We start from the raw sequence: 18,257 nt of genomic DNA on the forward strand, positions 1-18,257 counted from the left end.
CGAAAATCCATCCGGCAGGCTTTTTCAGGCTTGCCGGTTTTTCATGCCCGTTCCACTTCTGTCACCGCGGAAAGTTTGATCGATATCCGCTCCCCTGTCTCCCCTGCCAGCTCCAGCTTTTTTTCGAGCGGCCGGAATTTTGTAATGGTACCGGTGGCGGTAAAGAAATTTCCCGCTTCAAAGAAACGGACCGTAACCGGCACGCGCAGCCGGCAGGCAGATATGAGCATATGGTTCATCTCTTCAAGCTGCTGCTCATCGAGTTCGGGCTTTGCCTGTTTTTCCTGTTCTTTCTGCCATTTTAAAAGTGCCTGCTTATGCTCGGGCAAAAACATGCGTGACCCTTCCCAAAGTTTGTTACCGCGCTGCAGGTATCCGCTCATTTGTAATGCCCTCCTATCTTTTTGGCACGTTCAAGCGCCTGGCCGGCATCAAGCAGCGACACGGCGCGGATGACGGCGCCGGAACCGTATTTCTGCTTGATGCGGTCGACCGCATACCCAATCTTTCTTTCCCCTTCCCTGTTTTCAAACAGATCAAGCTGCCGGATATCATCCCGCGACAGGCGCGACAGCCCGACGCTGATACGGCGGACCGGATTTCCGTCCCAAAACGAAAGAAACAGCCGGCACGCCGCCCGGTAAACGTCCATTGTCCCGTTTGTCGGCGCCAGAAGCGTCATCTGGCGGTGAAAGCCGGACGGATGGGCATAATCCGCCCCCTGGCAGCCGACCGAAACACAAGCGCCCATGACGCCTGAAGTACGCGCCCGGAAACAGACTTCCTCGCAAAGTTCAAGAAGGGCAACTTTGATTTCATGCTCAAAATCGGCGTAGTCGCGCGGCAGCGTCATCGCATGCCCGATCGCTTTCTGTCCGACGTGCGATTCTTTCGAGACGGGCGACTCATCAATGCCGTTTGCCGTCTCCCACAGTACCTGGCCGCCAATCCCCCACCGTTTTTTTAAAACAGAAAGTGGAAAGCAGGCAAGCGCACCGATTGTATAAATGCCGAGCCGCTTCAGATGCTGCTCCATCCGGCTGCCGACACCGAACATCCTGCCAACCGGCAAAGGCCATAAATGCGTTTTGAGATGATGGTGATCCAGTTCAAAAATGCCGGTTTTGTTTTTCTTCGCAAAATGGTCGCACGCCATTTTGGCCAGCACTTTGTTCGGCCCGATCCCGCAGCGGGCATACACGCCGGTTTCTTCCATGATGTCCCGCTGGATTTGCGCGGCGATCTCGCGCGGCTCTCCGAACAGTCGCCTGCTGCCCGTTACATCCATGAACTGCTCGTCAACGGAATACGGTTCAACCATATCCGTATAGCGGGCAAGAATCGAAGAAATCTGCACCGATACATCGAGATAGCGCTGCATGCGCGGCCGAACAATAACGGCATCCGGGCAGAGCTGCTGCGCTTCCCACAGGCGGAGCGCATTCTTCACGCCGCGCTTTTTCGCGAGCGGGCAGGCAGCGAGCACCACCCCGGACCGGCGCGCCGGATCCCCCGATACGATTACGGGTTTATCCCTGTACGCCGGATGATCGGCTTTTTCCACACTTGCATAAAAAGACTGCATATCGACGAGAAAAATCACACGCTGGCTCATCTTTCAACCCCTCTTACCTTAGAAACTAAGCAAACAACACGAACTATAGTTCTTATTCTATTCCTCATTATAAACGAATATACGTTCTTTCGCCAATTGTTTTTTTAGGCAGAGGGGTTATATTTTTCCAAAACGCGCATCACACCGGCTGCTATTTTTTAAAGAAAGCCTGCCGTCCGAGCCTTTCCACAAGCCCGGGGAAAAGCGCATGGATGGTAGCGGATGCATTCATCCATTTTGGCGCATTGATTTCACGCCGATTTACAAGCATCGTATCCGTTATTTTTTCTGCAAGTTTTTCGGGATCCAGCATCCATTTTTCAATATTTTTCCGGTAGGTGCCGGACCGGTCGGCGATGTCGAAAAAACCGGTTGCAACCGGGCCGGGATGAACGGCTGTCACATAGACGCCAAAGCGCGCCATTTCCATGCGGAGGCTGTCCGTAAAGCCGCGCACTGCAAACTTGCTGGCCGCATAGACGCTTGATTTTGGGGTCGCCATTTTGGCCGCCTGGGAAGCGATATTGATAATATGGCCGGCACGGTTTTTTTGCATATGCGGGACGACCGCTTTGGTGCAGGCAATGAGCCCGATGACATTGACATCAAACATCCCCCTGACATCCTCCATGCGGATATCCTGCACTTCATCAAAAACGCCGAAACCGGCATTGTTCACGAGCACATCAATCTGGCCACAGCGGTTGTAAATCGATTCAAAAACAGCAGGAATTTTGCCGTGCTCCGCTACATCGCAGCGAACGGTCAGACACGAAACCTGGTAAGCTGCTTCGATCTCCGCCTTGATTTTTTCAAGCTTGCCGAGGCTTCTGGCGAGCAGAACAAGGTTAGCCTCGTTTTTGGCGGCGGCAAAGGCGATTTTTTCCCCGAGGCCGCCGGAAGCGCCGGTAATCACGATCGTTTTCTTCCGGATCCGTTTATTTGCCATGTTTCCATCTTCTCCCTCTATCTTGAAAATTTTCATTCCTCCACTGGTGCCATTTGCCGCGGCATGGATGCCTATTCTGAAAAATGGTGCCGGCCGATTTTCATGCTTCCTCCCGTGCCGCGTTCATTGCGGCAGCACGCCTGGTACCATTTTAAAATGGCCGGGCACGGATTTTTTATCTGAAAATTCACGGAATCACTCTTGACAACTCCCCGATTTTTCTTCATAATAAGTAATACCATTTTGATAAGCGACCGGCTGTGACCAGGACCAGTAAGCCGGGCATGATGCAAGAGAGCGGGGTTCTCAGGCTGGAAAACTCCGCCATCCGCTGCCCGGCCGAACCTGCCTGTGAGCTGTTTGGCAAAACCAAACCGGATGAAAACCGTTAACCAAATGAGGTGTAGGATCGAATTCCTGCAATAAAGGTGGTACCGCGGAACATGCCCTTTCGTCCTTTACGGATGAAGGGGTTTTTTACTTTGAAGGGAGGCATTTGCATGAAAATATCATTTATTGGCGCCGGGTCCATGGCTGAAGCGATGATCATTGGCATGCTTGAAAAAAGAATCGTAAAAGCCTGGGACATCCGCGCCCATAACCGCACGAACAAGAAAAGGCTCCGCACATTGGAACAGAAATACGGCATCCGGGCTGCAGACGGCCTCGACCAGCTTTTCGAAGGCCCGGACGCGGTCATCTTAGCCGTAAAACCGAAAGATGCCCCAGATGTGCTCGAATCGGTCCGTCCGCTCATATCTCCGGACACCCTGCTCGTTTCGGTAGCGGCCGGCATCACCATTCCGTTTATCGAAAACAAGATTGGCCGGCATATTCCCGTTGCGCGCGCAATGCCGAACACATCGGCGAAAGTCGGGCTGTCGGCAACCGGCATTGCCTTTAACGCCGCTGCGACAAAACAGCACCGGCACCGGGCGTTTGCCATATTTTCGGCTGTCGGCATGACTACGGCCGTAAAAGAAGAACAGCTCGATGCTGTAACAGGGCTTTCGGGAAGCGGACCGGCGTATATTTATTATATCGCCGAAGCGCTCCAGCAGTCAGCTGCAGAAATCGGGCTCGACGCACAAACGGCAAAACAATTTATCCTCCAGACGATCATCGGCGCAGCAGAAATGCTGAAAACTTCAGCCGAACCGCCGGAAGCGCTCCGGAAAGCTGTCACAAGCCCGAACGGCACCACAGAAGCCGCGATCCGCGTCCTTGACGAACGCGAGGTCAAACAAGCTTTCATTGACTGTGTAAAAGCAGCTGCAAAGCGAGCAAATGAGTTATCGAACGCAGGGAAAGAACCCGCAAGAGAATAACCGGCAATAAAAAAGCGGCAGGCAAGCCGCTTTTTTTGCTTTACAAAACAGGCACTTCCATCAAATCATGGACAAGCAGACTGTCCGGGAATAAAGCTTGCGCTTCCTGCTCAAGCGCCGGCCAGTCTTCTTTTCCGTACCTGGCACTAATATGGGTAAGAAGCAGCCGTTTTGCCCCCGCCTGCTTTGCCGTTTGCGCCGCGTCCGCCGTTGTCGAATGAAAATAATCATGCGCCATTTGCCCGCTCTCCTTGTTAAACGTTGCTTCGTGAACGAGAAGATCGGCATTGGCTGCGAGCCGGATTTCCGCCTCATTCGGCCTTGTATCGCCAAGGATGGCAATGATCTTCCCCTTTTTCGCCGGGCCGAGATAATCTTTTCCGCTGATCACGCGACCGTCTTCCAATGTTACCGTCCGGCCTTCTTTCAGCAGCCGGTAAACCGGGCCCGGGCGGATCCCTTCTTTTTTCAATCGATCCGCATCCAGCGCGCCCGGTTTGTCTTTTTCGGTAATCCGGTAGCCGAAGCTTTCGATCCCATGATCAAGCCGCAGCGCACAAACCGTAAAGCGGTCGTCTTCAAATACCGTTCCTTCTTCAATTTCGATGATCTCCAAAGGATATTTCAGACGGGTTTCGCTCACTTTCAGGGAAACTTCCACAAACGCTTTTATGCCTTTCGGGCCGTAAACGGTAAGCGGGCCATCCCCGCCCTGGAACGACCGGCTCCCAAGAAAGCCGGGAAGCCCGAAAATATGGTCGCCGTGCAAGTGGGTGATAAAAATTTTTTCAACTTTGCGCGGTTTGATCGCAGTGTGCAAAATCTGGTGCTGTGTCGCTTCCCCACAGTCAAAAAGCCAGATGGCATTTCGTTCTTCCAGCAATTTGAGCGCAATGGACGTGACGTTTCTTGCTTTGGCAGGTACGCCCGCGCCAGTTCCCAAAAATAAAATTTCCAAATGATGTTCCCCCCTTTCCTGCCGGATCCCGGCCGCACATATAGAACTATCTTATCATAATTTTACGGAAAGGAAACTATTGCATATCATTTGCGTATTTGCCCGTGAAAGTCTAGAATATAGTGACAATGAAATGGGGCCGGAAAGCGGAAAAAAATGATTTTTCCCTGCTTTTGAAATGAAATGGCTGCAACAAGGCAAACTATAACCGTATCATGAGACAGGCCGGCCTTAAATCGTGATTTTTTGAACAAAGAGAGGTAAGAAAGATGCAGACAACTGAGACACCGAAATCGTTATTTATGCTTTTTGGCGCAACAGGTGATCTGGCGAAGCGTAAGCTGTTTCCTTCCCTGTACAATTTGTACCGGAAAGGCAGGCTGTCAGAGCATTTCGCTGTGATCGGCACGGCAAGAAGGGAATGGACGGACGAAATCTTCCGTGCGCATATAAAAGATTCCGTTCTGAGCGCGAGAGAACATGCGGAACAGCTTGAAGCGTTTGCCGCTCATTTTTACTATCAGCCGCATGATGTGACAGACAGCAACTCGTACATACAGTTGAAGCAATTAGCGGATGAACTGGATGAAAAGTACCAGCTGGAAGGCAACCGGATCTTCTATTTGGCGATGGCCCCGGAATATTTCGGGACGATTTCGGACCATCTGAAAAGTGACGGGCTTACCGCTACAAACGGGTTTAAACGGCTTGTCATCGAAAAACCTTTCGGGCATAGCCTCGAATCAGCGAAACAGCTGAACAGCCAGATCCGGAAATCTTTTTCAGAAGACCAGATTTACCGAATCGACCATTATTTAGGTAAAGCGATGGTACAAAATATCGAGGTCATCCGGTTTGCCAACGCCCTGTTCGAGCCGCTTTGGAACAATCGTTATATTTCCAACATCCAGATTACATCAAGCGAGATGCTTGGCGTGGAAGAACGGGCGCGGTATTACGAAGCGAGCGGGGCGCTCAGGGATATGGTGCAAAACCATATGCTGCAAATGGTGGCGCTCCTTGCAATGGAACCGCCGATCAGCCTGACAACAAACGAAATCCGGAGCGAAAAAGTGCGGGTGCTGCGTGCCTTGCGCACCATTGAAGGAAAAGATGTGCCGGCATACTTCGTGCGCGGCCAGTACGGTCCGGGCGAAATTGGCGGCAAAAAAGTCCAGGGTTACCGGGAAGAGCTGAATGTAGCGCCGGATTCCAGGACCGAAACGTTTGTCGCCGGGAAACTGATGATTGATAATTTCAGATGGGCGGGCGTGCCGTTTTACATCCGCACCGGCAAACGGATGGCGGCGAAATCGACGAAAATTGTCGTGCAGTTTAAAGATATCCCGATGAATTTGTACTACAATACAAATCATGAACTGAACCCGAATCTGCTTGTCATCCATATCCAGCCGGAAGAAGGGATTTCGCTTCATCTGAACGCCAAAAAACCGGGCCAGCATATGGAAACCACCCCTGTGCAGCTCAGCTTTGCAAGCAGCAGCAAAAACGGCATTAATACGCCCGAAGCCTATGAAAAATTGATTCATGACTGCCTGATGGGCGACGCAACCAACTTTACCCATTGGGATGAAGTCGCCTTATCGTGGAGCTTTGTCGATAATATTTCAAAAGTGTGGGAAAACAAGCCGATTACATTCCCAAATTACAAATCCGGTTCGATGGGACCGAAAGCAGCCGATGAACTGCTGGAAAAAGACGGCTTCTTCTGGTGGCCGGTGGAAGATCTGGAAGTTGGGAACTGCTGAACCTGTTAAAAAAGGAACACGCCATCTTTGCGCGTGTTCCTTTTTTATGGGACGTGCCGGAAGCCGGTAATTAACCGCGGGGATCCGGCGGCCGCTTTCCCGCTTCTCTCCCGGTTTGGATAATCTGCTCCCCAAATTTCTTGCGGAGCCGGCTGATTGCCTCATACAGCGGCTCTTTTTTGGCTGCTTCTTCATATGAAAACAGACTCAGCTGTTCTGCTTCCGCCTTCCGGTCCGTTAAACCGGAGGCGGTAATGCCCAAAAGGCGTACGGGCTGCCCGTTCCAGTTCCGGATAAAAAGCGTGCGGGCGGCTTGAAACAACGCATCGCCGCTTTCAACCGGCCCTCCGCTTTTTTTGCTCCTCGTCACCGTTTTCCGGTCCGCGTAACGGATCATGATGCCCACATTGGTTGCCGCAACCTCCTTTTTTCTCATCCGTTCCGCCGTTTCATCCGCAAGCTTTTTCAGCACGGCATCGATCCGGTGTTCATCCTCCGTATCCTCAGATAGCGTCACCATCCGCCCAACGCTTTTGGTGACGTTTACGGATTCGGGATCAACAGGACGCGGGTCTCTTCCATTCGCCCTTTCTTTCAAACGGATGCCACGGATGCCGAGAAGCTGCTTTAAAAGAAAATCATCCGCATGCGCCAGATCGCCGATCGTAAAAAGACCACAGCCGTTAAGCTTTTCCGCCGTTTTGCCGCCTACACCGTGCATCTCGATCAACGGCCGCGGCCATAATAAACGGGGAATATCCCGCTTTCTTAAAATGGTGATGCCCATCGGCTTTTTCATATCCGACGCTGTTTTCGCCAAAAATTTATTCGGGGCGATCCCGATGCTTGACGGCAAATCGAGTTCCGCAAGAATTTGCTGCTGGATCGATTCGGCAATGGCAGGCGGCGTCCCCAGTTCCTCGAGGCCGGTAATGTCCACATAACCTTCATCGATCGAAACCGGTTCGACCAAAGGCGAATACGCGCGGAGGATTGAAAACATTTTGGCGGATGCTTTTTTATACAGATCAAAACGGGGTGGCACGATTAAAAGATCCGGGCAGCGTTTTTTTGCTTCCCAGACCGGCATGGTCGTTTTTACACCGAATTTTCTCGCTTCATAACTGCACGTCACAATGATGCCTTTCCGTTCTTTCGGATTCCCGGCAACGGCCAGCGGCTTCCCTTTAAGCGCAGGGTTTTCCGCCATTTCAACCGAAGCGAAAAAACTGTTCATATCGACATGCAAAATGACACGGCCTTTTTTCGGATAAAATGCTTTCATCTTCACCCACTCCGGCGCTCACGAATTTCCGGCCGCTTCTTTCATATAAGCGGCAATGTCTGCAATCCCTTCAAGCGACGCCGTAAACAAATCGACATCCATAATGGTAATCAGCCTGTCCTTCAAACTGGCGACAGCCGTAAAATAATTTGTCCGCCCGTAGCCGGCAAGGCCGATCTGTTTTTTCTCTTCTTCCTGTATTTCCACAATGTCGTTTGCCTCTTTGACGAGCAGGCCGACCGGAATGGCTTCTGTCCGGACGACGATCATGCGGGCGTCCTCTATGGAGGAAAGCGGTGTCTGGTAAAAACAATGTTCGACGTCAATAATCGGGATCAGTTCATCCCTCACCTTCATGATGCCCCGTACAAATGCAGGCAGTTTTGGGACGGGATTGGCTGCTTGCGCCTTTTCAACAGAAATGACCGATCCAATATGAATGCCGTACTCCTCTTCCCTCGTTTTAAAAATGATATATTTATTGAGCGCTTCCAACTGATCGCTTCCTTTCTTAAAAAGGAAGCGGTTATCCCGCTTCCGCCTCAAATCCTGTTACTCCCCGCCGGCCACTTCCGCAATGGCAACCGCCATCTCAGCCAGTTTGACCAGTTCTTTAACCGGAATTCTTTCTTTTGTCGTATGGATTTCTTCATACCCTGTGCCGAGATTGACCGTCGGGATGTTAAATCCTGCAATGACGTTGGCGTCGCTTCCGCCCCCGCTTTGCTCCAGCTTGCTCTCGCGGCCGATTTTTGCTGCTGCTTTTTTGGCCACTTCCACCACTTGGTCGCCGTCTGAGAATTTAAATCCCGGGTACACGACGTTCACTTCGACTTCCGCTTTTCCGCCCATTTCCAGTGCCGTCTGTTCAAAAGCGGTTTTCATTTTGGCAACCTGTGTTTCCATTTTTTCCGGAACGAGTGAACGGGCTTCCGCCAGAATATCGACGCGGTCGCAAACGATATTGGTTGCCTGACCGCCTTCAAAGCGCCCGATATTCGCGGTCGTTTCACTGTCAATGCGGCCGAGCGGCATTTTTGCGATCGCTTTTGCGGCAATGGTGATCGCGGAGACCCCTTTTTCCGGCGCCACACCGGCATGGGCGGTTTTGCCTAAAATGGTTGCTTTGATTTTGGCCTGCGTCGGGGCAGCCGTCACAATCGTGCCAACCGGGCCGTCGCTGTCAAGGGCAAAGCCGTATTTTGCTTTTAACAGCGACGGATCGAGCGCGCGCGAACCGACCAGACCGGACTCTTCGCCGACAGTAATGACAAACTGGATATCCCCGTGGCGGATCTGGTCTTCTTTCAATACCCGGATCATTTCCAACATCGCGGAGAGCCCGGCTTTGTCGTCAGATCCGAGGATTGTCGTGCCGTCTGATTGGATCCAGCCGTCTTTGATGGACGGTTTGATGCCTTTCCCCGGAACGACGGTATCCATATGGGAAGTAAAATAAATCGGCGTCGCTTCAGGAACATTGCCTTTCAATGTGCAGATCAGATTGCCAAAGCCGTGCCCCGTTTTTGCTTTTGTATCATCCTCATATACTTCAAGGCCAAGGCCTTCAAATTTTTGTTTTAAGACCTTGCCAATTTCTTCTTCATGTCCGGTTTCCGAATCCACCTGAACCAGTTCAAAAAATTCTTTTACTAACCGTTCTTCATTCACCATGGAAAAACCTCCAATATGTATATGTACTTTAATAGTATAACGCGAATGATTTTACTTGTACAACCGGCGGCTTCAGGCTAGAATAAAAATGATTACCGTCCGTTTAAGAGGTGAAGTCTGCTTTGTCGAAAAAAACGCAGAAAATTGTCGTGTACTTAATGCTCATTGCCATGCTGGCAGGAACAGTTCTTTCCGGCCTTTCAATGCTGTTTTAAAAAAGGAACGGGAAAGTCCGCGTTCCTTTTTTAAATGGCGCCTTTTGCTTTTGCCAGTTCGGTCATCGGCCGGGTTGACCGAGTGATGTAAATTTTTGTTCCGACCGGCACTTCATCGTACAGCTTTTCGAGCGCCGCTTTCGGCAGGCGGATGCAACCGTTTGAAATATACCGGCCAATTGAAGCAGGATTGTTTGTGCCGTGCAGGCCGTAAATCCGGCCGTCCGTGCCGCGCGCATCAAAACCGATCCAGCGCGAGCCGAGCGGATTGCGCGGGTCGCCGCCGGGAATATTCTTTTTCCGGTAATAAGGATTTTTCGCCTTGACTTTGACCGTAAAAAAACCTTCCGGCGTCAGGTCATTTGTTTTCCCAGTCGCAACCGGCGTTTCGAGCCGGATTTTCCCGCCGCGGATCCAGGCAAGCCGGTTTGTTGTTTTATTGACAATAATGAGCGGGTCTCCCGGGGCAACGTGCCCGTCCGCCGGCCATACCGATAACCCGAAAACAAGCATCCATGCCACCCATATATGCATAAGCCATTCACCTGCTAGTTGTGTTTTTCTTTAGTATGCATCCCGCATACCGGTTCATGCATACGGAAAGTGCGCTTTACACCCGGGACACCGCCCCTGTTAAAAAAAGCCTTCCCCTTTCCAGAACGGAAGGAGAAGGCTTCCCGCATTACAGTTCTTCACAGTATTCTTCAAACATTGCCTGCAGCTCAGCCACGACAGCCGCTGGGTCATGCCCTTCGATCTGGTGCCGTTCAATCATTTTCACAATCTTGCCGTCTTTTAAAAGAGCGAAAGACGGGGAGGACGGCGGATAATCGGTAAAATAGCTGCGTGCCCTCGCCGTTGCTTCTTTATCCTGGCCGGCAAAGACGGTTACAAGCTGGTCCGGACGCTTATCATAATGGATGGCGTGCGCCGCAGCCGGCCGTGCAATGCCCCCTGCGCAGCCGCACACAGAGTTGACCAGGACAAGCGTCGTCCCTTTTTTGGAAAACGCTTCGTCCACTTCTTCCGGCGTCCTCAGTTCCCGGTAGCCGGCTTCTACTGCCTCTTCACGGGACATGCGCACGACATCGTTCATATAAAGATTAAAATTGACAGACATGCCACTCATCCTTTCATTCTGCTTTAAAGCTAATCATAGCAGGTTTTCACGTTGCTTTTCAAATATTCTGTTTGCAGCCGTCCCTTTTCTTTTATTTTACGCGTAAAAACGAAAAAAATAGCCGGAAAGCGTTTATTTTTCCACAAAACCGGGTAAAATGACAGTACATCTAGATCCATACCCCTAAACTCCCTAGATGCTTTGGATGGCGTCTCATGCGCTGTCCCTTTTTTATGCAAAAAAACCGGGGCATCCCGGTTTTTCGTTTTATAAAGATTGGACATGGACCTGTTCGAGAAGCGATGTTGCTTCTTGCTTTGTGCACAGTTCCATGGAAAATGCCGTTGCAGAACCGCAGGCAACCCCGAGTGCAAACGATTCTTTGTACGATTTTCCTTTTGCCATCCCGCTTACAAACCCGGCTACGACCGAATCGCCGGCGCCGGCAGAATTTTTTACCTTCCCTTTCGGCGCTTGCGCAAAATAAGATACTTCCTTATTCAAAAAGAGCGCACCCTTTTCTGCCATCGAAACGATCACATTTTCAACGCCCATATCAAGCAGGCGGCTGCCATATTGTTTCGCTTCTTCAGGCGTTTCGACTTTCACGCCGAAAATTTCGCCGATTTCATGATGGTTCGGCTTGATTAAGAACGGGCCCGTTTTGATGACATGGCCGAGCGATTCGCCGGAAACATCTGCGATCACGCGGATTTGTTTTTCACGGCATTTTTGAATGAGGCTGGCATAAATGGATGGCGGGAGCGAACTTGGGATGCTGCCGGAAAACAAAATGGCATCCTCTTCGTTTAGGCTGTCGATTTTGGCAAGCAGCCGGTCCAGCTCCGTTTCCGAAATAGAAGGCCCCATTCCGTTGATTTCCGTTTCAACACCGGATTTTAATTTTATATTGATCCGCGTGTCGCCTGAAACTTGGACAAAATCCGTTAAAATGCCTTCTGCTTTAAGAAAATTTTCAATGTAGCTGCCGGTGAAACCGCCGAGAAAGCCGAGTGCCGTAGAATCAACGCCCAGCCTTTTCATGACGCGCGAGACGTTGATGCCTTTTCCGCCCGGAAATTTGGTGTCCATCACGGAACGGTTCAATCCGCCAAGTTCAAAATGTTCCACCTGGACGATGTAGTCAACAGACGGATTCAGTGTTACCGTATAAATCATTTTTTACACAACCTTTGCTTTGGAGATCAGTTTTAGTATTCCCCTTTTTGATGGCAATCGTTCCACGCCTGCACGATTGCAAGCGGTGCATCCGGTCGTTATTTTACCTTCAAAAACAGTAAAAATCAATTAAATTCATTCAAAAACAATCAGTTTTCCATAAATCGCCACATTCCCCAAAATAGAAAAGCCCGCTTCATCAGCGGGCTTTTCATTAATAGAGCGGTGCCGTTTCCGGTGTGACCGCCTCTAAAATCTCTTTGAGGCGCTTTAAGAAGCGACCGGAGACAAGTCCGTCCAAAATGCGGTGGTCAATCGACAGACAAAGGTTCACGATATTCCGCGCGGCAAACATGCCCTCATCCATGATGACAGGGCGTTTGACAATTGACTCGACCTGGAGGATGGCAGCTTGCGGATAGTTGATAATCCCCATCGACTGCACCGAACCAAATGACCCGGTATTATTGACGGTAAAGGTGCCACCCTCCATGTCTTCCGGGGCGAGTTTCCCGGCGCGGGCTTTTTGCGCCAGGACAGCAATTTCACGGGCAATGCCTTTGATCGATTTTTCATCGGCATGCTTTATGACCGGCACGTACAGCTTGTCTTCGGCGGCAACCGCGATCGAGATGTTGACATCATGTTTTTGGATAATGGCATCTCCGGCCCACGTTGAATTGAGCGCAGGAAACTCTTTCAACGCCTGGGCGACCGCTTTGACAAAAAAGGCAAAGTATGTGAGATTAAAGCCTTCACGTCGCTTAAACTCTTCTTTTACGCCATCCCGGTAGCGGACAAGATTCGTAACGTCCGCTTCAACCATCATCCACGCATGCGGAATTTCCTGTTTGCTGCGTGCCATATTGTTCGCGATCGCTTTACGCACGCCGGTAACCGGAATCACCGTATCTTCTTTTCCAGCTTCCCGTACAGGCAAAGGCCGGGAAGCAGGCGGCGTTTCACGGGCAGGTGCCGGTTTTGCCGGTTCCGGTTTTGAAGGTGCCGGTTTTGAAGGAGTCAGTTCCGCCTCATTCCCCCTGCTTTCAATGATTTTTAACAGGTCTTTGCGCGTGATCCGGCCTTCCCTTCCCGTTCCTTTGACCTGGTTCAAGTCAATGCCGTATTCCTGGGACAGTTTTAAAACGGCCGGGGAATAGCGGACTTTTTTCCCTTTTTCCGCTTCCGTCTGTGGCGCTGCAGCATCCGGATCCGGACCCGGTTCCGTTTCAGGCTGGACATTTGTTTCGGCCGCGGTTTTGACCGTGCAAATGACTTCCCCGACAGCAACGGTTTCGTCTTCCGAAGCGATCAGTTCCACGATTTCCCCTTCAAACGAAGAAGGCACTTCGGCATTGACTTTGTCTGTTAATACTTCACAAAGCGGATCGTATTTATGGACATGATCACCCGGGGATACAAGCCACTTGCTGATGGTTCCTTCCGTCACACTTTCTCCGAGCTGCGGCATCGTAATATTTTCTATCGCCAATTGGCACCCTCCTATCCTGCAATTCTAAAATTCGGCCAGTTCCCGCATTGCTTTTTCGACTTTTTCGGGATTGACCATAAAATATTTTTCCATCGTCGGCGCATACGGCATTGCCGGAACATCCGGACCGGCCAGACGCATGATCGGGGCGTCCAGGTCAAACAGGCAGTTTTCCGCAATGATCGCGGCAACTTCGCCGATAATGCTTCCTTCTTTATTGTCTTCCGTGATAAGCAGCACTTTCCCGGTTTTTGCAGCTGCCTCGATGATTGCTTCTTTGTCGAGCGGGTAAACGGTGCGCAAATCGAGAATATGTGCTTCGAGCCCATCCTCTCTAAGCTTTTCTGCAGCCTGGAGGGCAAAATGGACGCAAAGCCCATACGTGATCACCGTAATATCCGTTCCTTCCCTTTTTACTTCGGCCTTGCCGATCGGGAGCACATAATCTTCATCCGGCACTTCACCCTTAATCAGGCGGTACGCGCGCTTATGTTCGAAAAAGAGAACCGGATCATCGTCCCGGATTGCGGCTTTCAGCAACCCTTTTACATCATAAGGCGTGGACGGCATGACAATTTTCAGCCCCGGCTGGTTTGCAAACACCGATTCAAGCGACTGGGAGTGATACAGTGCCCCGTGGACACCACCTCCGTACGGTGCACGCACGACAAGCGGGCATTGCCAGTCATTATTGGTGCGGTAGCGGATTTTCGCCGCTTCCGAAATAATCTGATTGACAGCCGGCAGAATAAAATCGGCAAACTGGATCTCGGCAACCGGCCGCATCCCGTACATCGCAGCCCCTACGCCGACCCCGGCAATCGCCGATTCAGCGAGCGGCGTATCGATTACTCTTTCGGCGCCGAACTGCTCGTATAATCCGGCCGTCGCCTTAAATACCCCGCCTTTTTTTCCAACATCTTCGCCGAGCACAAATACTTTTTCGTCCCGTTCCATTTCTTCCCGCAATGCTTTTGTAATTGCGTCAATATATGAAATGACAGCCATCGTTCTCCTCCTTACTCCCCGTAAACAAACCGGAGCGCATCTTCCGGTTTGGCATACGGCGCTTTTTCGGCATAATCGGTTGCCTCATTGACGGTTTGGATGACGCGCGCATCGATTTCTTTTTCTTTTTCCCCATCAAGAAGGCCCGCCTCTTTTAAGTACCGGCTAAATAAAACAACCGGATCTTTTTCTTTTGCCGTCTTCACTTCTTCCTGCGCACGGTAGCGGTCATCATCATCGGAAGAATGCGGTGTAAAGCGGTAAACAAGCGTTTCGATTAAAGTCGGCCCTTCCCCGCGCCGGGCACGGTCCGCCGCTTCTTTGACCACTTCATAGACAGCGAGCGGATCGTTTCCGTCAACTGTCACACCCGGCATGCCGTAGCCGATCGCACGGTCGGAAACGCGCGGGTTCCCGAGCTGCTTTTCAATCGGGACACTGATGGCATACTGGTTATTTTCGCACATGAAAATGACCGGCAGCTTGTGGACCGCGGCAAAATTCGCCCCTTCATGGAAATCGCCCTGGTTGGATGATCCTTCCCCGAAAGTGACAAACGTAACAAAATCCTTTTTCTCCATTTTGCCTGCGAGCGCAATTCCGGCCGCATGCGGTACCTGTGTTGTTACAGGGGAAGACTGGGTGACGATTCTGTTTTTCTTCTGCCCGTAGTGGCCTGGCATTTGCCGGCCGCCCGAATTCGGGTCTTCCGCTTTGGCAAACCCGGAGAGCATAATGTCACGCGCGGTCATGCCGAAAGCGAGCACAATCCCGAGATCGCGGTAATACGGCAATACATAATCTTTTGTCCTGTCGAGCGCAAAAGCGGCGCCAACCTGGGCAGCTTCCTGGCCCTGGCAGGAGACAACAAACGGAATTTTGCCGGACCGGTTTAAAAGCCACATCCGTTCATCCACCTTGCGCGCAAGCAGCATCATTTCGTACATTTCCAATACTTCCCGGTCGCTTAAACCTAAGTCTTTATGCCGATTTTTATTCATTGTCATCACTCCTTATCCAAAAGCTACGCATGGATTTCAAGCCCATCTACTGCGAGTGCCGCCTCCCCGATCGCTTCGCTTAGCGTCGGGTGCGGATGGATATTCATGGCCACCTCCCACGGCGCCGCATCCAAAACGCGTGCAAGCCCGGCTTCTGAAATCATGTCTGTTGCATGCGGCCCGATGATATGTACGCCTAACAGATCGTCGGTTTTTGCGTCTGCCACGATTTTGACAAAGCCGTCCGTTTCCCCGTAGACAAGCGCTTTGCCGACTGCCTGGAACGAAAATCGGCCGATTTTTACATCATATCCTTTTTCTTTTGCTTTCTCTTCCGTCAGGCCGACACTGGCAATTTCAGGATTGGAATACACACATTTCGGCACCATGGTGTCATCGAGCGGGTCCACGCTTTTCCCGGCGATGCGATCAGCCGCAATGATGCCTTCCCTTGCTGCTACATGGGCAAGCTGCAACCCGCCGATGCAGTCCCCGATCGCATAAATATGGGATTCTTTTGTCTGGTAAACTTCATTGACCTTAATAACGCCGTTTTCGATTTCAATATCCGTATTTTCGAGGCCGATGTTTTCCGTGTTGGCCAGCCGGCCGACCGATAATAAAAGCTTATCTGCCTCAAACGTTTTTCCGTCTTCCGTGCCGATCCTCACCTTACCGTCCCCTGTCTGGAGGGAAGCTGCATTGAATGCGGTACCGGTGAAGATGGCAACCCCTTTTTTCTTCATAAGGCGCGTAATTTCTTTTGAAATGTCGCTGTCTTCTCCCGGCAAAAGGCGCGGGGAAGCCTCAATGATCGTCACCTTTACGCCAAAGTCGGCAAGCATCGAGGCCCATTCCACACCGATCGCCCCGCCGCCTGCAATCAGGATGGATGCAGGGAGTTCTTCCATTTCAAGCGCTTCGTCAGATGTCATCACATATTCCCCGTCGACTGCAAACCCGGGAAGCACACGCGGGCGCGAGCCGGTCGCAATGATTAAATTTTTCGGGAGGAGCATCTCATTGTCTGTACCCGCACCCTCGATTGAAACCGTTCCTGCTACGGGCGAAAAAATGGAGGGGCCGAGGATTCTGCCGGTGCCTTCATACACATCAATTTTCCCTTTTTTCATCAAGGATTGAACGCCGCGGTGCAATTGCGCCACAACTGCGTTTTTCCGTTCCCGGATTTTTGCAAAATTCAAGGCGGCATCACGGACATCCACGCCGAAATCGGCGCTTTTTCGGACCAGCCGGTATACTTCCGCGCTTCTTAACAGGGCTTTTGTCGGAATGCAGCCTTTATGGAGGCAGGTGCCGCCAAGTTTTGATTTTTCAACAATTGCTGTTTTTAACCCGTTTTTTGCTGCGCGGATGGCGGCCACATAGCCGCCTGTTCCGCCGCCCAAAACAACGACATCGTATTCTTTTGCCAATGTTGTTCCTCCTTCACTTGCGTTACCGCGGAAGCCGTTTTTCGAGCACGTGTTTATTGTGCGGCAAAAATTGTGAACGCGCACGGGAAACTTTTGCAATCCGTTCTTCCGCCATCCGGTCTGCCGCCAAATAGGACGGAATCCCGTCGCGTTTTGAAATGTCGATCACTTTCTGTACATTATAGTAGACTTGCTCGACTTTTTTCATCGCTCTTTCCCGGTTGTAACCGTGCAGTTCGTCAGCCACATTGATAACCCCGCCGGCATTGATGACATAATCGGGTGCATAAAGAATGCCCATTTCATGCAGCCGGTCGCCGTGCTTCGGTTCTTTCAACTGGTTATTTGCAGACCCCGCAATCACTTTTGCTTTCAGCTGCGGAAGCGTTTCATCATTCAAAATGGCCCCGAGCGCGCATGGGGCAAAAATATCACAGTCCTGGGCGTAAATGTCATCCGGGTCCACTGCTTTTGCCCCGAAAGCCTCAACAGCCCGTTTTACCGCCTCCGTTGAAATATCGGTCACAATAAGGCGGGCGCCTTCTTCGTGCAAATAGCGGCACAGTTCAAATGCAACATGGCCGACGCCCTGGACGGCGACGGTTTTCCCCTCAAGCGAATCACTTCCGAACGCCTCTTTTGCCGCTGCTTTCATGCCGACATAGCAGCCATACGCCGTGACAGGTGAAGGATTTCCGGATGAACCGTACGTTTGCGAAACGCCTGTCACAAAATCGGTTTCCTCGTGGATGATGTCCATATCTTCAACAGTGGTGCCGACATCTTCAGCTGTAATATAGCGGCCCCCGAGCCCCTGGATGAACCGGCCGAACGCCCGGAACATTTCTTCATTTTTGTCTTTGCGCGGGTCGCCGATGATGACGGTTTTCCCTCCGCCAAGATTGAGACCGGCGGCAGCGTTTTTATACGTCATCCCCCGCGCAAGCCGCAACGCATCTTCAATGGCGGCTTCTTCCGTTGCGTAAGTCCACATTCTCGTGCCCCCGAGCGCTGGCCCGAGTGTTGTATCATGTATGGCGATCACCGCTTTTAATCCAGATGCGTCATCATGGCAAAACAACAGTTGTTCATAATCGTATTTTCGCATATAATCAAAAATTTCCATTGGACTTCCTCCTTTTCCGCAAGCAAAGCTGTCAGAAAGCTGTACAGGCATTTTTGCGGCTGTAACGGACAGCCCGATGCCTCTTTTGAAAACGGCACACCG

The 18,257-nt window shown here is 51.3% G+C and carries 18 protein-coding genes; 3 read left to right on the plus strand and 15 right to left on the minus strand.

Annotated elements, in window-relative coordinates; all coding sequences use genetic code 11:
• Positions 1 to 41 precede the first annotated feature (41 nt).
• The 3 genes from NST70_RS08890 to NST70_RS08900 all read right to left on the minus strand — a co-directional run bounded on the left by NST70_RS08890 (position 42) and on the right by NST70_RS08900 (position 2,564).
• A complete protein-coding gene (locus NST70_RS08890) occupies positions 42 to 383 on the minus strand; it encodes a YolD-like family protein (RefSeq protein ID WP_061565211.1) in 342 nt (113 codons plus the stop codon).
• Positions 380 to 1,615 carry a DNA polymerase IV gene (locus tag NST70_RS08895; RefSeq protein WP_014098092.1) on the minus strand — a complete coding sequence of 412 codons (1,236 nt, stop codon included), beginning with the start codon at positions 1,613 to 1,615 and terminating at the stop codon, positions 380 to 382. Before NST70_RS08895 ends, NST70_RS08890 begins: the two co-directional genes overlap by 4 nt.
• 151 nt (positions 1,616 to 1,766) lie before the next feature.
• Positions 1,767 to 2,564 carry an SDR family oxidoreductase gene (locus NST70_RS08900; RefSeq protein ID WP_014098091.1) on the minus strand — a complete coding sequence of 266 codons (798 nt, stop codon included), beginning with the start codon at positions 2,562 to 2,564 and terminating at the stop codon, positions 1,767 to 1,769.
• Positions 2,565 to 3,064: 500 nt separating this feature from the next.
• On the opposite strand from NST70_RS08900, the gene proC reads away from it, so the two are divergent.
• Positions 3,065 to 3,892: a pyrroline-5-carboxylate reductase gene (gene proC / locus NST70_RS08905; RefSeq protein ID WP_061565212.1), complete on the plus strand. Its 828-nt coding sequence runs from the start codon at positions 3,065 to 3,067 to the stop codon at positions 3,890 to 3,892.
• A gap of 40 nt (positions 3,893 to 3,932) precedes the next feature.
• On the opposite strand, the gene rnz is transcribed toward proC, so the two are convergent.
• On the minus strand, positions 3,933 to 4,850 hold the full coding sequence (gene rnz, locus NST70_RS08910) for a ribonuclease Z (RefSeq protein WP_014098089.1): 918 nt from the start codon (positions 4,848 to 4,850) through the stop codon (positions 3,933 to 3,935).
• A 269-nt stretch (positions 4,851 to 5,119) separates the two neighbouring features.
• Here rnz and zwf point away from each other — a divergent pair, with 269 nt between their 5' ends.
• Positions 5,120 to 6,619, plus strand: coding sequence for a glucose-6-phosphate dehydrogenase (gene zwf / locus NST70_RS08915; protein WP_035188026.1), 1,500 nt, complete (start codon positions 5,120 to 5,122; stop codon positions 6,617 to 6,619).
• Between the two features lie 70 nt (positions 6,620 to 6,689).
• On the opposite strand, the gene NST70_RS08920 is transcribed toward zwf, so the two are convergent.
• Genes NST70_RS08920 through NST70_RS08930 form a run of 3 tightly spaced genes read right to left on the minus strand, consistent with a single transcriptional unit; the run spans position 6,690 to position 9,578 of the window.
• On the minus strand, positions 6,690 to 7,904 hold the full coding sequence (locus NST70_RS08920) for a DNA polymerase IV (RefSeq protein WP_061565213.1): 1,215 nt from the start codon (positions 7,902 to 7,904) through the stop codon (positions 6,690 to 6,692).
• 18 nt (positions 7,905 to 7,922) lie between these two features.
• A complete protein-coding gene (locus NST70_RS08925; protein WP_081106226.1) occupies positions 7,923 to 8,450 on the minus strand; it encodes a chemotaxis protein CheW in 528 nt (175 codons plus the stop codon).
• Positions 8,451 to 8,456: 6 nt separating this feature from the next.
• Positions 8,457 to 9,578 carry a M20/M25/M40 family metallo-hydrolase gene (locus NST70_RS08930; RefSeq protein WP_035184634.1) on the minus strand — a complete coding sequence of 374 codons (1,122 nt, stop codon included), beginning with the start codon at positions 9,576 to 9,578 and terminating at the stop codon, positions 8,457 to 8,459.
• Positions 9,579 to 9,700: 122 nt separating this feature from the next.
• Here NST70_RS08930 and prli42 point away from each other — a divergent pair, with 122 nt between their 5' ends.
• The gene (gene prli42 / locus NST70_RS08935; protein ID WP_017550500.1) at positions 9,701 to 9,793 is read left to right on the plus strand and encodes a stressosome-associated protein Prli42; all 93 of its coding nucleotides are present in this window, start codon (positions 9,701 to 9,703) and stop codon (positions 9,791 to 9,793) included.
• 30 nt (positions 9,794 to 9,823) lie between these two features.
• On the opposite strand, the gene NST70_RS08940 is transcribed toward prli42, so the two are convergent.
• From NST70_RS08940 to NST70_RS08975, 8 genes are all read right to left on the minus strand, one after another.
• On the minus strand, positions 9,824 to 10,327 hold the full coding sequence (locus NST70_RS08940) for a L,D-transpeptidase (RefSeq protein ID WP_046720756.1): 504 nt from the start codon (positions 10,325 to 10,327) through the stop codon (positions 9,824 to 9,826).
• A 148-nt stretch (positions 10,328 to 10,475) separates the two neighbouring features.
• A complete protein-coding gene (locus tag NST70_RS08945) occupies positions 10,476 to 10,913 on the minus strand; it encodes a BrxA/BrxB family bacilliredoxin (RefSeq protein WP_342474859.1) in 438 nt (145 codons plus the stop codon).
• 267 nt (positions 10,914 to 11,180) lie between these two features.
• On the minus strand, positions 11,181 to 12,092 hold the full coding sequence (gene pfkB / locus NST70_RS08950) for a 1-phosphofructokinase (RefSeq protein WP_061087023.1): 912 nt from the start codon (positions 12,090 to 12,092) through the stop codon (positions 11,181 to 11,183).
• Positions 12,093 to 12,306: 214 nt separating this feature from the next.
• Positions 12,307 to 13,584 (minus strand): dihydrolipoamide acetyltransferase family protein, encoded by a 1,278-nt coding sequence (locus NST70_RS08955; RefSeq protein WP_342474861.1) that lies wholly within the window; start codon positions 13,582 to 13,584, stop codon positions 12,307 to 12,309.
• Between the two features lie 24 nt (positions 13,585 to 13,608).
• On the minus strand, positions 13,609 to 14,592 hold the full coding sequence (locus NST70_RS08960; RefSeq protein WP_061087025.1) for an alpha-ketoacid dehydrogenase subunit beta: 984 nt from the start codon (positions 14,590 to 14,592) through the stop codon (positions 13,609 to 13,611).
• 11 nt (positions 14,593 to 14,603) lie between these two features.
• The gene (locus NST70_RS08965; protein WP_014098079.1) at positions 14,604 to 15,593 is read right to left on the minus strand and encodes a thiamine pyrophosphate-dependent dehydrogenase E1 component subunit alpha; all 990 of its coding nucleotides are present in this window, start codon (positions 15,591 to 15,593) and stop codon (positions 14,604 to 14,606) included.
• A 23-nt stretch (positions 15,594 to 15,616) separates the two neighbouring features.
• Positions 15,617 to 17,029, minus strand: coding sequence for a dihydrolipoyl dehydrogenase (gene lpdA / locus NST70_RS08970; protein ID WP_342474863.1), 1,413 nt, complete (start codon positions 17,027 to 17,029; stop codon positions 15,617 to 15,619).
• Positions 17,030 to 17,051: 22 nt separating this feature from the next.
• Positions 17,052 to 18,155 (minus strand): Glu/Leu/Phe/Val dehydrogenase, encoded by a 1,104-nt coding sequence (locus tag NST70_RS08975; RefSeq protein WP_017550506.1) that lies wholly within the window; start codon positions 18,153 to 18,155, stop codon positions 17,052 to 17,054.
• Between the last annotated feature and the right edge of the window lie 102 nt (positions 18,156 to 18,257).

The sequence above is a fragment of the Weizmannia sp. FSL K6-0777 genome (assembly GCF_038593185.1).
Lineage (GTDB): Bacteria > Bacillota > Bacilli > Bacillales > Bacillaceae_C > Weizmannia > Weizmannia faecalis.

Excerpts from the sequence above, each read along its gene's own strand:
- pfkB (WP_061087023.1), bottom strand. The coding sequence starts at position 12,092 with ATGATTTATACGGTAACACTGAATCCGTCTGTTGACTACATCGTCCAG.
- NST70_RS08940 (WP_046720756.1), bottom strand. The coding sequence starts at position 10,327 with ATGCATATATGGGTGGCATGGATGCTTGTTTTCGGGTTATCGGTATGG.
- proC (WP_061565212.1), top strand. The coding sequence starts at position 3,065 with ATGAAAATATCATTTATTGGCGCCGGGTCCATGGCTGAAGCGATGATC.
- NST70_RS08960 (WP_061087025.1), bottom strand. The coding sequence starts at position 14,592 with ATGGCTGTCATTTCATATATTGACGCAATTACAAAAGCATTGCGGGAA.
- NST70_RS08895 (WP_014098092.1), bottom strand. The coding sequence starts at position 1,615 with ATGAGCCAGCGTGTGATTTTTCTCGTCGATATGCAGTCTTTTTATGCA.
- NST70_RS08890 (WP_061565211.1), bottom strand. The coding sequence starts at position 383 with ATGAGCGGATACCTGCAGCGCGGTAACAAACTTTGGGAAGGGTCACGC.
- NST70_RS08965 (WP_014098079.1), bottom strand. The coding sequence starts at position 15,593 with ATGAATAAAAATCGGCATAAAGACTTAGGTTTAAGCGACCGGGAAGTA.
- NST70_RS08945 (WP_342474859.1), bottom strand. The coding sequence starts at position 10,913 with ATGTCTGTCAATTTTAATCTTTATATGAACGATGTCGTGCGCATGTCC.
- zwf (WP_035188026.1), top strand. The coding sequence starts at position 5,120 with ATGCAGACAACTGAGACACCGAAATCGTTATTTATGCTTTTTGGCGCA.
- NST70_RS08930 (WP_035184634.1), bottom strand. The coding sequence starts at position 9,578 with ATGGTGAATGAAGAACGGTTAGTAAAAGAATTTTTTGAACTGGTTCAG.
- NST70_RS08920 (WP_061565213.1), bottom strand. The coding sequence starts at position 7,904 with ATGAAAGCATTTTATCCGAAAAAAGGCCGTGTCATTTTGCATGTCGAT.
- NST70_RS08900 (WP_014098091.1), bottom strand. The coding sequence starts at position 2,564 with ATGGCAAATAAACGGATCCGGAAGAAAACGATCGTGATTACCGGCGCT.
- NST70_RS08975 (WP_017550506.1), bottom strand. The coding sequence starts at position 18,155 with ATGGAAATTTTTGATTATATGCGAAAATACGATTATGAACAACTGTTG.